The organism is Streptomyces sp. NPDC050423 (genome assembly GCF_040655445.1).
Classification (GTDB): domain Bacteria; phylum Actinomycetota; class Actinomycetes; order Streptomycetales; family Streptomycetaceae; genus Streptomyces.
The window spans coordinates 20,810-34,344 of the sequence record NZ_JBFAJY010000030.1; the positions used below are offsets into that span (position 1 = coordinate 20,810).

The 13,535-nt window shown below is 71.8% G+C and carries 11 protein-coding genes; 4 read left to right on the top strand and 7 right to left on the bottom strand.

Annotated features, from left to right (window positions below; genetic code table 11):
• Positions 1–12: 12 nt before the first annotated feature.
• The 3 genes from AB0I52_RS21900 to AB0I52_RS21910 all read right to left on the bottom strand — a co-directional run bounded on the left by AB0I52_RS21900 (position 13) and on the right by AB0I52_RS21910 (position 5,460).
• Entirely contained in the window at positions 13–2,274 is a 2,262-nt protein-coding gene (locus AB0I52_RS21900; RefSeq protein ID WP_363075006.1) for an alpha-L-rhamnosidase C-terminal domain-containing protein, read from the bottom strand.
• 42 nt (positions 2,275–2,316) lie between these two features.
• A complete protein-coding gene (locus AB0I52_RS21905; protein ID WP_363075008.1) occupies positions 2,317–4,542 on the bottom strand; it encodes an alpha-L-rhamnosidase C-terminal domain-containing protein in 2,226 nt (741 codons plus the stop codon).
• Positions 4,543–4,821: 279 nt separating this feature from the next.
• Entirely contained in the window at positions 4,822–5,460 is a 639-nt protein-coding gene (locus tag AB0I52_RS21910; RefSeq protein WP_363075010.1) for a uridine kinase, read from the bottom strand.
• A 141-nt stretch (positions 5,461–5,601) separates the two neighbouring features.
• Here AB0I52_RS21910 and AB0I52_RS21915 point away from each other — a divergent pair, with 141 nt between their 5' ends.
• Positions 5,602–6,009: a hypothetical protein gene (locus AB0I52_RS21915; protein WP_363075012.1), complete on the top strand. Its 408-nt coding sequence runs from the start codon at positions 5,602–5,604 to the stop codon at positions 6,007–6,009.
• Between the two features lie 59 nt (positions 6,010–6,068).
• Here the strand turns inward: AB0I52_RS21915 and AB0I52_RS21920 are convergent, their stop codons facing one another.
• The 3 genes from AB0I52_RS21920 to deoC are packed head-to-tail and all read right to left on the bottom strand — an operon-like array spanning position 6,069 to position 9,410.
• The gene (locus AB0I52_RS21920; RefSeq protein WP_363075014.1) at positions 6,069–6,989 is read right to left on the bottom strand and encodes an aldehyde dehydrogenase family protein; all 921 of its coding nucleotides are present in this window, start codon (positions 6,987–6,989) and stop codon (positions 6,069–6,071) included.
• Positions 6,982–8,418 carry an aldehyde dehydrogenase family protein gene (locus AB0I52_RS21925; protein ID WP_363075016.1) on the bottom strand — a complete coding sequence of 479 codons (1,437 nt, stop codon included), beginning with the start codon at positions 8,416–8,418 and terminating at the stop codon, positions 6,982–6,984. Before AB0I52_RS21925 ends, AB0I52_RS21920 begins: the two co-directional genes overlap by 8 nt.
• A 5-nt stretch (positions 8,419–8,423) precedes the next feature.
• Positions 8,424–9,410 carry a deoxyribose-phosphate aldolase gene (deoC, locus tag AB0I52_RS21930; RefSeq protein ID WP_363075018.1) on the bottom strand — a complete coding sequence of 329 codons (987 nt, stop codon included), beginning with the start codon at positions 9,408–9,410 and terminating at the stop codon, positions 8,424–8,426.
• A gap of 147 nt (positions 9,411–9,557) precedes the next feature.
• Between deoC and AB0I52_RS21935 the strand changes: the two genes are divergently transcribed.
• Positions 9,558–10,196 carry a PH domain-containing protein gene (locus AB0I52_RS21935; protein WP_363075020.1) on the top strand — a complete coding sequence of 213 codons (639 nt, stop codon included), beginning with the start codon at positions 9,558–9,560 and terminating at the stop codon, positions 10,194–10,196.
• 245 nt (positions 10,197–10,441) lie between these two features.
• The gene (locus tag AB0I52_RS21940) at positions 10,442–10,795 is read left to right on the top strand and encodes a beta/gamma crystallin domain-containing protein (protein WP_363075022.1); all 354 of its coding nucleotides are present in this window, start codon (positions 10,442–10,444) and stop codon (positions 10,793–10,795) included.
• Positions 10,796–10,932: 137 nt separating this feature from the next.
• On the opposite strand, the gene AB0I52_RS21945 is transcribed toward AB0I52_RS21940, so the two are convergent.
• Positions 10,933–11,916, bottom strand: coding sequence for a LuxR family transcriptional regulator (locus AB0I52_RS21945; RefSeq protein WP_363075024.1), 984 nt, complete (start codon positions 11,914–11,916; stop codon positions 10,933–10,935).
• A gap of 193 nt (positions 11,917–12,109) precedes the next feature.
• Between AB0I52_RS21945 and AB0I52_RS21950 the strand changes: the two genes are divergently transcribed.
• Positions 12,110–13,522, top strand: a complete 1,413-nt coding sequence (locus AB0I52_RS21950) for an aminopeptidase P family protein (RefSeq protein WP_363075026.1) — start codon at positions 12,110–12,112, stop codon at positions 13,520–13,522.
• Positions 13,523–13,535: the final 13 nt, after the last annotated feature.

A 13,535-nucleotide genomic window follows, 5' to 3' on the forward strand; every position in this document is an offset into this window, starting at 1 on the left:
GACGGACCGCGGTCAGCGGCTGTGCCCGCGCAGCACGTGGTGACCGGACCGGACCCCGTCGACGTACACCTGCGCCCCGTCGGTGGTGGCCTTCGCGTCGCCGACCGCCCGGGAGCCGTTCCATACGGTGACCCCGTCCAGGGTCACCCGTACCCGCTTCCCGCCGGTCGGGACGGCGAGGCGTCCCGAGGTGCCCCGGGGAGCCGTGGCGTCCAGAACGAAGCCGCCGGGCAGGGAACGCCAGGAGGCGCTGATGTCACCGTGCGGCGTCGGGACGCTGCCCTGGGCCCAGGGCAGGCCGCCCGGATGCGGCACGATCGCGTACGTCGAGAAGCCGGCACCGGTCGGCCGCACGCCCAGTACCTGGTTGGACAGCGTGACCGTCGGGCCGGACGCCCAGCCGTGGGCGAGGCTGGTGAACTGCTTGATGCCCGGCTCCCCGTTCGCGTCGGCCTTCTCCCAGAACGTGCCGCCCGGATCCTGGGCGAGCTGATGGCCCCAGAACGTACGGAGCAGCTCCAGGGCGCTCTTCTGCGTCCCGCCGCTCGGATCGGCCGCCGTCAGCCGGGCGTCCGCCTCGAAGCCGCTCGGCAGCGGCTCGTAGGACGGATTGATCGAGGCGTTGGGCGTACTCGGCGACACGGTCAGGGCGCCGTACGGGCCCCAGCTGTTGCGCTTCAGGTAGTCCAACGCCCGCCCGGCCCGCACCGGGTCCGCGATGCCGGCCAGTACCGCCGTGGCGTTGGCGTCCTGCGGATAGGCGTCCGGAATCTCGCGGGACAGCCGGTAGGCGCCGGCGCTCTCGTCCCAGAGCTGCTCGTTGACGGCCTTCTTCACCTCCGTGGCCCGCGAGGCGTACGAGCCTGCGGCCGAGGCGGCGCCCCTGGCCCCGGCGAGCTCCGCCATCTCGTCGAGATTGCGGATGTAGAGGGCGTTGACGTACGTCTCGTGGCCGCAGTCGCTGTATCCGTAGTGCCCGCAGGAGCCCGAGTCCTGGAACGCGATCAGCCCCTTCGGGTCCGCGCCGCGCACCTTCTCCAGCCATCCCATGGCCCGGGTCAGCTGCGGCCACCACTGGTCCAGGTAGGCGCGGTCGCCGGTGTAGAGCCAGTGCGTGTAGAGGTTGTGGACGAACCAGGTGACGTACTCGCCGTAGGTGCGCAGCTCGTCCTGGTTGTGCGGCCCGACCAGGCTCGCGGCCGGCACGTAGCCGTCGTCCAGCTGCTGCGCGGCGAGGGAGGACAGTGAGTTCTCGACCGCCGGGACGTCGTCAGTGCTCAGGTACGTCACCGGTGCCTGGACGGCGAGGTCGCCCTGCCAGACGATCCGGTCGCGCTTGCCGCCGTCGAAGATGACCTCCTCGCGCGGATCGGCGTGCGGCACCTGGTCGTCGGCGTGGTCCGCCTCACCCGGCTCGTACGGCCAGCTCTTCGCGGTGTCCGACATCCACGTGTTGAGCTGGACGGTGTACGCACCGGCGTACCAGATCTTGTTCAGCTCGTTGTCGCTGGAGAGGAACCAGCCCTTGTACGCCGCCGGGTCGGACTGCTTGGGAACGGCGGTGAAGTCCAGCGACACCGTGCCGACGTCCACCCAGCCCGGACCGTCGAGGAACAGGGTCGCGTAGCGGAATCCGCCGCGCAGCTGCGGGTCGGTCAGCGTGGCCGGGAGTTTCGCCGGGTCGAGTTCGAGGGTGTGGCTGTCGGAGTCGTAGGTGTAGGCGGTGCCCGGGTAACCGTTCCAGATGTTCGCGGTGTCGCAGCCCGGGGCGTGCGCCGCCTGGCCGTCGTTGTCCTGCGGCTGAGTCGCGGCGAACTGCCGCGACTCGCTGAAACACACGTGTAGCTCCGGAGGCGTCGCGGACGCCCCGGCGACGTGGACACGGATCTTCCCGCCGGTGTTCTTGCCGAAGTCCAGGGTGAGGAGCGGGGACCCGGTGCGGTCGCCGGTGCTGACGAGCCGGACCGGGTGCCGTGACCCGCCCAGGACGGCCTTCGGGTCACCCTTGATCTCTCCGCCGCGCGGATCGGCGGAGAGCACGGACACCGGCTCGACGTCGTGCCCGCTGGGCGCGAGGACGTACGGCTGCCACCGGCCGGGCTGCGGCCGGTAGCCGGCGTCGTCCCAGGGGCCGGCGTGCCCGGCCGGCCGGCGGGTGTCGGGACGCGGTGCGGCCGGCGCGGCCCCTGCCGGTGCGGGCAGGACGCCCAGCAGGAGGGCGCCGCTCGCGGCCGCTGCCAGACCCGTGAGGCGCTTTCTCGAACGTGTGGTCATCTGATTCCGGCTCCTGTTCGTGGTGTTGGCGGAAGGGGCGGCTCAGCTGCGGCGTACCGTCACCTCGTGCGTACGGCCGGACAGCCCGGACAGGACGACCCGGCCCGGCACGGCGCGGGCCCCGTGGGCCAGGGACCTCCCGTCCCAGGCGCGCTTCCCGTCGACCCGCACGACGCACGGGCTCCCCTCGGGCACGGGCACCGCGACCTCGTCCACCACCGCGGCCGGCGCGCTGAGCGACAGGTCGAAGCCGTCGTGCGACCGGGCCCGCCACGACACCCGGATCACTCCCGCGGGCGTCGTCAACTGGCCTTCCGCACGCCGCAGTCCACCGGGCCCGGGGGCCACGGAGTACCCCGTGCCGCCGTCCGCCGAGGGTGCGATGCCGAGCAGGAAGTAGGTGAGCGCGGACGTCGGGCCGGTCGACCAGCCGTGGGCGGCGCTCATGTACGAGCCGCTGTAGTCGGAGGTGCCGTCGGTGCGGTAGCCCTCCCAGAAGGTGCTCGCGGTCCCGTGGGGGGCGTTCAGCATGAAGCCCCATTCGCGGCGGATCAGCTCCAGCGCCGTACGGTCGCGGCCCGCCGCGAAGTGGGCGTGCACCTCCATGCCGCCGGGGAACGGGTGGACGGCGTCGGCGCCCTTCTCGGGCGTGAGCGCCCCGACAGGCGTCCACCGCCGCGCCAGTGCCGTGCTCACGGTCCGCGCCCGGCCGGGGTCGGTCACCAGGCCGAACCAGACGGCGAGCGCGTTGCCGTCCTGCGGGTACAGCTCCGCGCCCGCACCGGTGGGCTTGTCCCGGTACAGGCTCGCCGACGCGTCCCAGTAGCCCTGGGTGTCCACGGCCCGCCTGAGCTTCTGCGCCCGCTCCGCGCAGTCGGCGGCGGTCGCCCCGTCGCCCATCGAGCGGGCGAGCGGGCCCGCCGTGACCAGCGCCCGGTACATGATCGCGTTGGCTTCGAGGTTCTTGCCGTCGGCATCGGTACGGGCCCAGTCGGCGGCGGCCGTCACGTTCAGCAGACCGTCGGTGTCGATCTTCGCCACCACGTGGGCGAGGGCCTTGAGATAGGCGTCGTAGACCGTGCGCATCCAGTCGAGGTCGCCGGAGAGCTGGGTGTAGGAGGCCGTGCCGATGAGCGTCCACAGGTGGTACGCGTCGGAGTTGCCGATGAAGTTCACCGCCGGTCCCGCGTACGGCAGCGCCCCGCTCGTGGGGTCCTGGTGGTTGTACAGGGTCTGGAGTGCGTTGCGTACGGTGTCGAGGTCGCCCAGCGACACATGGTCGGTGAGCACGGAGATGCCCAGGTCCCCGGGCCAGATCGTTCGGTCGCGCTTGGCGCCGTCGACCAGGACGGTGCTGCCCAGTTCACCGACCCGGGCGTCGTTGGCCCAGCCGATGTCCGGCGGGCCCCAGACGCGCCCCTCGCCGCTCGCGACGATGTTCGTCTGCACGGTGTAGGCACCGGCGTACCAGATCCGGTTCAGGAGATCGTCGTCGCAGTGGAAGTAGTTGGGGTAGGCGCGCAGGTCGCGGGCGTCCGGTGCGAAGGTGATCCGCACCGTCACCCCGGTCAGGGCCACCGTCGCGTCGGTCTCGTTGACGACGGTCAGGTACCGGAAGCCGCCCCGCTGCTGGGACGCCGGATCGACCGCCCGCGCCGAACCGTCCTCCGCGACCGGTGTGTCCTTCGAGGTGTCCACCCGGCCCCCGGGCGGTGCCGGGTACCGCACGGCGGGCTCGTTGTTGCTGCCGCCGTTGGAGCCGTCGCTCGCCGACGGGCTGACGTAGGTGGACAGTTCGCTGTAGGTGAGCCCCACGATCTGCCCCTGGTCGCTGCTCCCGGCGACGGCGAGGGCGACGAAGCCGCCCACCTCCCGGCCGAAGTCCAGCGTGACCGAGGAGCCCGCCCCGGTCAGCCGTGCGGCGCCGGAGCCGTGGCGGGACGTCAGGGACGCGGCGCCCTCGACCGTGCCGGTGGTGGTGTACACGGCCACCGGACGCACGGTGCGGCTCGCGGGCGACAGGTTGTGGGCGTCCCACCGGCCGGCCGGTGCCTTGCGGTACGGCCGGGGCGCGGTGGCCGGGTGTGCGGCGGCGGGGACACCGGCCGCGGCGGAGCCGGAGGGCGTACCGCCCGTGCCGGGGGCGGCGCCGGCCGGCTCCGCGGCCGCGGCGGTGCCGGGCAGCGCACCGGCTGCCGCGGCCGCCGCGACCAGACCGCCGGCCAGGAAGGCGCGCCGGCGCGGACCCTCTCCCGATTCGTGGTTCATGACGATCCTTCTCTCGTGAGGGAAAACGTTGTCATGGGGGCGTGCGAGAGGCCGTGCGACAGCGGGCGGGCAGGGCGGAGCGGCCGGTCCCGGCCGTGACGGTGGCCGGACCGACGGGTGTGAATCGTTTCAATTCGTGGCCTCACGGCGAAGGTATACGGGCCTGCCCGGCCCGTACAGAGGTATGCCGAAGATCTCCGGAAGCCGTCCGGCGGGAACCGGCCACCCGAGCGCAGCCCGATCCGGCCATCCGGGCGCGGCCCGATTCCGGCCGAGGTGTTACGCGGCCCCGTGCACCGATCGCGCCCGGCGGTGTCCCGCCGCGGCAGCGGCGAGCCGGCCCAGCGCCTCCTCCTTGCTGCAGGGGTACGCCCCCAGTTCGGCCTGGCGTGCCACGATCCGCCGCTCGGCGCGCATCAGCCGCCAGCCCCGCCGCAGCAGGAACGGCACGGACTTGCGGCCCTCGCGCAGGTCCCGCAGCAGCCGGCGGCGGAACGTCGTCGTCGGGCGGCCGCGCAGGCACAGGGCGTCCGCGAGCACCCCCAGTGACCGGCACCGCTCGACGACGTCCGCGGCGAAGATGCCCTCGGCCACGAAGAGCGAGGTGCGCTCGATGTGCAGGATCTCGTGCCCGGTGCGGGAGCTGGTGGCGATGTCGTACAGCGGCACGTCGGTGCGGCCGGTGCGGCACAGCGCCGTGATCGCGGCGACCGCGGCGTCGGCGTCCCAGGACTGTGCGGAGTCCCAGTCGATGTCCGTGCTGCCGGGGACGAGCGGCAGTGTGGGGTCGCCGGCCTCCTTGTAGAAGTCGTCCAGCCGCAGCACCGGAAGACCGGTGCGGGCGGCGAGGGAGGACTTGCCGGAGCCGGAGGGGCCCGTCAACAGGACGACGCGGGTCGAAAGCGCATGGGAACTCACAGGACACGAGTGTGAGGCATTGACCCGCACAGGGGATCCCCCGGTACCTGTGTTGGTATCCGGCAGCACACCTCAACTACGCTGTGCACCCAGACGATTACTCGATTGATGGTTCGATCGGCCCGATCAGGTGGGAAATCCATGGCACGTCACGCACTTTCCAAGTCCCGGCGCCGCGCTCTGCTGCGGGCAGGCCTGACCGTCACCGCGGTGGGCGCCGCCCTCGGCGCGGGGGGTGCGGCGGCCCAGGCGGCGCCGCTGCCCGTCGTGCCGGCCACGGGCTCCGACAGCACCGGCCTCGGCGCGGCCACCCACGCCGCAGGCGGGGCGGTGGCCGGGGCGCTCGACAACAGCATCGCGCCCGTGACGCATCTGCGGCTCGACCCGCTGGCCGGCACCGGCACCGACCCGCTGGACAACGCGGTGGGGACCCAGGTCGCCGACTTCGAGCCGGTCTCCACGGCCCAGCTCACCGACCCGGTGACCAGCGGCGGCGCGCTGAAGGACCTGCCCCTGGTGGGGCAGGTCACCGGGCTGCTGCACAGCTGACACGGAGGTGGCCCGTGCCCCCGGGGTCCCCGGGGGCACGGGCCGCGCCCGCGGGTGCGTCAGTACGAGGAGCCCGACACGCCCAGCGCGCCTGTCGGGTGCCAGACCGTCTTGGTCTCCAGGAACGCGGTGAGCCGGTGCGTACCCGGATCGGCCGACCAGTCGGTCCCGTCCACGGCCTTCGGACGGTGGACCCGCTTCAGGTTGTCGGCCGCCGCGATCTCCAGCTCCTTCGCCAGATCCGCGTCGGCGCCCGTGAGGTCGATGCCGTTCACGTCCTGGTGGGAGGCGAGCGGCGCGGCGATCTCCGCGGTCTTCCCGGAGAGGATGTTGACCACACCCCCCGGCAGGTCCGAGGTGGCCAGCACCTCGCCCAGCGACAGGGCGGGCAGCGGGGCGTCCGCCGAGGCGATGACGACCGCGGTGTTGCCCGTGGCGATCACCGGGGCGACCACCGAGACCAGGCCCAGGAACGACGAGGCCTGCGGGGCCAGGACCGTGACGACACCGGTCGGCTCGGGGGTGGAGAGGTTGAGGAAGGGGCCCGCGACCGGGTTCACCGCGCCCGTGATCTGGCCGATCTTGTCGGTCCAGCCCGCGTACCAGACCCAGCGGTCCACCGCCGCGTCCACGACGGCGGCGGCCTTCGACTTCGAGAGGCCCTCGGCCTCCGCCACCTCCCGTACGAACTGCTCCCGGCGGCCCTCCAGCATCTCCGCGACGCGGTAGAGGACCTGGCCGCGGTTGTACGCGGTCGCGCCCGACCAGCCACCGAACGCCTTGCGGGCGGCCACGACCGCGTCGCGGGCGTCCTTGCGGGACGACTGGGGGGCGTTGGCCAGCCACCTGCCCTTGCCCGCCGCCCCAGCGGCAGATGTCTGCGTGGTCACCTCGTACACCCGGCCGCTCTCGGAGCGGGGGAACTTGCCCCCGACGTACAGCTTGTAGGTCTTGAAGACACTCAGTCGTCCGTCAGACATCGAGGTAGGCCTCCAGACCGTGGCGGCCGCCCTCGCGGCCGAAGCCCGACTCCTTGTAGCCGCCGAACGGCGAGGTCGGGTCGAACTTGTTGAACGTGTTGGCCCAGACGACGCCCGCCCGGAGCTTGTTCGCCACCGCGAGGATGCGGGAGCCCTTCTCCGTCCAGATGCCGGCCGAGAGGCCGTACTGGCTGTTGTTGGCCTTGGCGACCGCCTCGTCCGGCGTGCGGAACGACAGGACCGACAGCACCGGGCCGAAGATCTCGTCGCGGGCGACGGTGTGTGCCTGGGTGACGTCGGTGAACAGCGTCGGGGGGAACCAGTAGCCCGATGAGGGCAGTTCGCAGGGGGCCGACCAGCGCTCGGCGCCCTCGGCCTCGCCGGTCTCGACGAGCGCGGTGATCCGGGAGAGCTGCTCCGCGGAGTTGATCGCGCCGATGTCGGTGTTCTTGTCCAGCGGGTCGCCCAGGCGCAGCGTGGTCAGCCGGCGCTTGAGGGCGTCCAGCACCTCGTCCTGGACCGACTCCTGCACGAGGAGCCGCGAGCCCGCGCAGCAGACCTGGCCCTGGTTGAAGAAGATGCCGGTGACGATGCCCTCGACGGCCTGGTCGATGGGGGCGTCGTCGAAGACGATGTTGGCGCCCTTGCCGCCCAGCTCCAGGGTGGCCTTCTTGTCCGTGCCCGCGATGGACCGGGCGATGGCCTTGCCGACGGCGGTCGAGCCGGTGAACGCGACCTTGTCGACGTCGCCGTGCTCGACGAGGGCCTGGCCCGCGTCCCCGTAGCCCGTGAGGATGTTGACGACACCCCTGGGCAGCCCGGCCTGGCGGCAGATGTCCGCGAAGAAGAGCGCGGAGAGCGGGGTCGTCTCGGCGGGCTTGAGGACCACGGTGTTGCCGGTGGCGAGCGCCGGGGCGATCTTCCACGCGAGCATCAGCAGCGGGAAGTTCCACGGGATGATCTGGCCCGCGACGCCGAGCGGACGCGGGTTCGCTCCGTAGCCCGCGTGGTCCAGCTTGTCGGCCCAGCCCGCGTAGTAGAAGAAGTGCGCGGCGACCAGCGGGAGGTCCGCGTCACGGGTCTCCTTGATCGGCTTGCCGTTGTCCAGGGTCTCCAGGACGGCCAGTTCGCGCGAGCGCTCCTGGATGATCCGGGCGATCCGGAACAGGTACTTGGCGCGCTCGGAGCCGGGCAGCGCCGACCACTTCTCGAACGCCCTGCGCGCCGCCTTCACGGCCCGGTCCACGTCCTCGGCGCCGGCGCGGGCGACCTCGGAGAGGACCTCCTCGCTGCTCGGCGAGACGGTCTTGAAGACCTTGCCGTCGGCGGCCTCGGTGAACTCGCCGTCGATGAACAGGCCGTACGAGGGCGCGATGTCGACGACCGAACGCGACTCGGGGGCGGGTGCGTACTCGAATGCAGATGCCATGGGGATCAGTCCACCGTCACGTAATCGGGGCCGGAGTAACGGCCGGTGCTGAGCTTCTGGCGCTGCATCAGCAGGTCGTTCAGCAGGCTGGAGGCGCCGAAGCGGAACCAGTGGTTGTCCAGCCAGTCCTCGCCCGCCGTCTCGTTCACCAGGACCAGGAACTTGACGGCGTCCTTGGAGGTGCGGATGCCGCCGGCCGGCTTCACGCCGATCTGGACGCCGGTCTGCGCACGGAAGTCGCGCACCGCCTCCAGCATCAGCAGGGTGTTCGCGGGCGTGGCGTTGACCCCGACCTTGCCGGTCGACGTCTTGATGAAGTCCGCGCCCGCCAGCATCCCGAGCCAGGAGGCCCGCCGGATGTTGTCGTACGTGGACAGCTCGCCGGTCTCGAAGATCACCTTCAGCCGGGCCCGGCCGCACTCGGCCTTCACGGCGAGGATCTCCTCGTACACCTTCAGGTAGCGCCCGGAGAGGAAGGCACCCCGGTCGATCACCATGTCGATCTCGTCGGCCCCGGCGGCGACGGCGTCGCGGACGTCCGCGAGCTTCACGTCGAGCGCGGCCCGGCCGGCCGGGAAGGCCGTCGCGACGGACGCCACCTTCACGCCGGAGCCGGCCAGGGCGGCGACCGCGGTCGCCGCCATGTCGGGATAGACGCAGACGGCGGCGGTGCGCGGGGCCGTGCGGTCGGTGGGATCGGGATTGACGGCCTTGGCGGCGAGCGCCCGGACCTTGCCCGGGGTGTCCGCGCCTTCCAGCGTCGTCAGGTCGATCATCGAAATGGCGAGGTCGATGGCGTACGCCTTGGCCGTCGTCTTGATCGAACGGGTTCCGAGCGAGGCGGCGCGCGCTTCGAGGCCGACGGCGTCGACGCCGGGCAGCCCGTGCAGGAAGCGGCGCAGCGCACTGTCGGACGCCGTCGCGTCGGCGAGGGGGGTACCTCCCTGCTCGAACGAAGCTGAGAGCTTGGGGGAAGGTGCAGTGGTGGGCATGGTCACCAGATGAGCATATCTACGCGCGTAGCGGCCTGTACAGGGGCCCACGCCGTTCGCGTATCGCACGGCTCCACGACGCCGGGCGCACGCCGGAGCGGGAAGCCGCCCCCGCATCCCTTGCCCCCGTCAGGCAGAATCGGGCTCATGACGAGCCCCACGCCCCCCGCCGAGCCCACCTACGCCGACCGGACGTTCCGGTCGCCCGCCGGGCTGGTCGGGGGTGCCCTGCTGCTCCTGCTCATCCTCTGGATCGGCCTGGACGCCGCGATCCGGGGCGAGGGCCGGGTGCCGTGGCTGGCGCTGGCCGGGCTGCTCACCGCGATCCCGCTGGTGGTCGCCTTCACCCTGCGGCCAGTGGTGTTCGCCAACGAGCGGCGCATCCGGATCCGCAACCCGTTCCGCACGATCACGCTGCCGTGGACCGACGTCGCGAACGTGCGGGCGAGCTACTCCAGCGAGCTGTTCACGCAGGACGGCACGAAGTACCAGCTCTGGGCGGTGCCGGTCTCGCTGCGGCAGCGCAAGAAGGCCGCCCGCCGGCAGTCCCGCCAGTCGATGGACGACCCCTACGGCAGGACGTCGGTGAGCGCCGACGTGCGCGCCACCAAGGCGCTGACCGCGGGCACCGACCAGGCCGTGGTGGACCTGCGTGAGCTCGCCGAACAGGCGGGCGAGACACCCGTGGCGGGGGACGTCGTCGCGTCGGTGCGCTGGGCGTACGAGGTGATCGCGCCGGCCGTGGTGGGTGCGGTGCTTCTGGTGGTGCTGGGCGCGACCGGCTGAGGCCCGTCGCGCCGCGGCTGTTCTTGATATGCGAATGTATTTTTTCCGTAAATCCTGCATTCGTGAATGCGCCTGGTTCGCGGCTGTGTGAGCTCCGGTGCGCCGGGGTCGGATGATCACGTTCAGGTGATTTCCCATCAGAATCCCCTTGATTGGACGGACGCTTCGTAAGCTGCCAGTGCCAGTGCCGTTCATCGGCAATGGTCGTGCGGGTTATCTGTTCCGTATTCAATTTAAGGGGAAACATGTTCTCGACGAAGAAGAGCGCCGCGCGCACCGCGGCGGCGGCGCTCGCCGTGGCCGCGGCGTTCACCCTGGGCGGGCCGGTCGCGACGGCTTCCGCCATCAACCACGTCACCTGCGACCCCGCCGCGGGCTTCCTGAAGATCTGGTCGCACGCCGGTAACGGTGGTCAGCACGTGGACTGCTACGCGAACGCGGGGAAGACCGACTTCGGTGACCGGTGGATCGACCAGATTTCCACGGGGAACAACGACGTGAAGTACTACGACGTCAATGGCGATGTGGTGAGCATTCCCCGTTGGAGCAATCTCAAGTACAACAATGTGCCGCACGTCAAGGCCATCGAAATTCTCTGAGACCTTCCTTCGGGGGTGCTTCGGAGCCCCGTTCCGGGAGTCCCGCTGATCACCTGGGCCCGCAAGCCGTACGGCGAGCGCGGAGCGCACGGCCGCACGACGCGGTGGGCCGGCCGTCGTGCGGTCGGCGCCACCGCTCACAGCCAGCCGCTGCGCTGCGCCTGCAAGGCCATCTGGAAGCGGTTGGCGGCGCCCAGCCGGGCCATCAGGACCTGGAGGCGGCGGAACAGCGTGCGGCGGCTGATGCCCAGCTCACGGGTGATGGCGTCGTCGCTCGCACCGCCCGCCAGGAGCCACAGCAGACGGCGGTCGGCGGGCGGCAGACCGCCCGGACGGGTGGTGCGGCCGTGGAACGGCAGGGCGTTCTGCCAGGACTGCTCGAACAGCGCGATGAGGGCGGACAGCAGTCCGCACGGCTGCACGACCAGCATCGTGTTGTGCACGTCGGCCTCTTTGATCGACAGCGACACGAGTGCGTACGCATCGTCGATGATCACGAGCTTGACCGGCACGGACGGCAGCACCCGGGCCTGCTCACCGGCGTTGACACACGGTTCGATGACGTCCTTCAGATGGCCCGGATGCTCCAGCGACTCCCGTGAGTACACGACGCGCTGCGTCACCCCGCGGGCGAGCGTGGCCAGCGCGTCGTCCGTGGCGCCCGGCAGCGGGAAGTACGGCGGCGACTCGAACTGCCGGATCTGATCGCGGGCGCTCGCCCAGGCCTGGCGAATCCTGGGGCCGACGGCGTCGCCGGTGACGACCTCGACGAGATGGTCGTTGTACGCCGCGAGCCGCTGGCGCCGGAACGAGTCGAACGCGCCCCCGACGGCGATGCGCGACTCCTCGACCTCGCTCGCCCGGTGCCGGGCGAGGATCTCCAGGCCCGCGGCCGGCGGCACCGGGGCCACCACGTCCTCGCCCTCCCCGGCGGCGCTGGCCAGACCGGCGTCGACCAGCGCCCCGTACGCCGCGTCGAGCTCCGCCCCGCCCAGACCGGCCGCCGCGCCGATCGCCCCCAGCGGCGCCGGAGCCAGGTCGAGCAGTGCCAGATAGACCCGGCCCGCCGCGTCACCGAGCCCCAGGAGCCGGAGGGCCTCACCGAGTTTCGCGTTCGTCATGTCCGTATTATCCAACGGCCACGATCCCGGTCGTGGCCGATCCGTGCCAGTGGCACTCCTTCGTACCGGGCGCGCGCCGTGCGGGATACCGTCCGGGTGCCGCCGCCGGCCGGCGGCAGCGAGGGCACCCGGTCCGTACCCGGGAGTCACGCCCCTCGCCGCTGAGGAACCCACCCGGAAGCAGGTGTACTACGTGGCGAAAGACCGAAAGAACCGTCTCTACCCAGGGATCTCCGAGGAACTGTCCGCACTGATGCGGACGGGCTGGGCGGACACCGAGCGGCACGACCTCCAGCTGAGCGAGCAGGCCCCGTACGCGGCCGGCCGCCGCGCCGCGCTCTCCGCGTGCTTCCCCGGCGAGCGCCTCGTGATTCCCTCCGGGAACCTCAAGATCCGCTCGAACGACGACGGCTACGCGTTCCGGCCCTACACGGGCTATGTGCACATGACCGGCGACCGGGCCCGGGACGGCGCTCTCGTGCTCGAACCCCGCACGGACGGCGGCCATGACGCCTACTGCTTCCAGCTGCCGCGTGACAGCCGGGACAACGACGAGTTCTGGACCGGACCCACGGCGGAGCTGTGGATGGGCCGGCGCCGCTCGCTCGCCGAGTCGGAGCTCGTACTCGGCCTGCCCTGCCGCGACGTCCGCACCGCGGCCGACGCCCTGGCCGGCGGCTCCGGCGCACCGACCCGGATCGTCCGCGGTGTCGACCCGTCCCTGGAGGACGCCGTCACCACCGAGGAGGAGCGCGACGCCGAACTGGAGGAGGCGCTCAGCGATCTCCGCCTCGTCAAGGACGACTGGGAGATCACCGAGCTCCGCAAGGCCGTCGACTCCACCGTCCGCGGATTCACCGATGTGATCGGTGAACTCTCCCGCGCGGTCGCCTCGTCCGAGCGCTGGATCGAGGGCACGTTCTTCCGCCGCGCCCGCCTGGAGGGCAACGCCGTCGGCTACGGCTCGATCTGCGCCGCCGGCGAGCACGCCACGATCATGCACTGGACGGACAACGACGGCCCGGTGCGCCCCGGCGACCTGCTCCTGCTCGACGCCGGCGTGGAGACCCACACCCTCTACACCGCCGACGTCACCCGCACGCTCCCGATCAACGGCACCTTCACCCCCTTGCAGCGCAAGGTCTACGACGCGGTGTACGAGGCCCAGGAGGCGGGCATGGCCGCCGTGAAGCCGGGCGCCGCGTACCGCGACTTCCACGAGGCCTCCCAGCGCCACCTCGCGGTCCGGCTGGTCGAGTGGGGCTTCATCGAGGGCCCGGCCGAGCGCGCGTACGAACTCGGCCTCCAGCGCCGGTTCACCATGGCGGGCACCGGGCACATGCTCGGTCTGGACGTCCACGACTGCGCACACGCCCGGAACGAGGAGTACGTCGACGGCGTACTGGAGCCCGGCATGGTGCTCACCGTCGAGCCCGGCCTCTACTTCCAGCCGGACGACCTCACCGTGCCCGAGGAGTGGCGCGGCATCGGCGTCCGGATCGAGGACGACCTGGTCGTCACCGAGGACGGCCACGAGAACCTGTCGGATGGCCTGCCGCGGTCGGCGGACGACGTCGAGGCGTGGATGGCGCGGTTCGCGGGCTGAGTGCGCCGGAGCT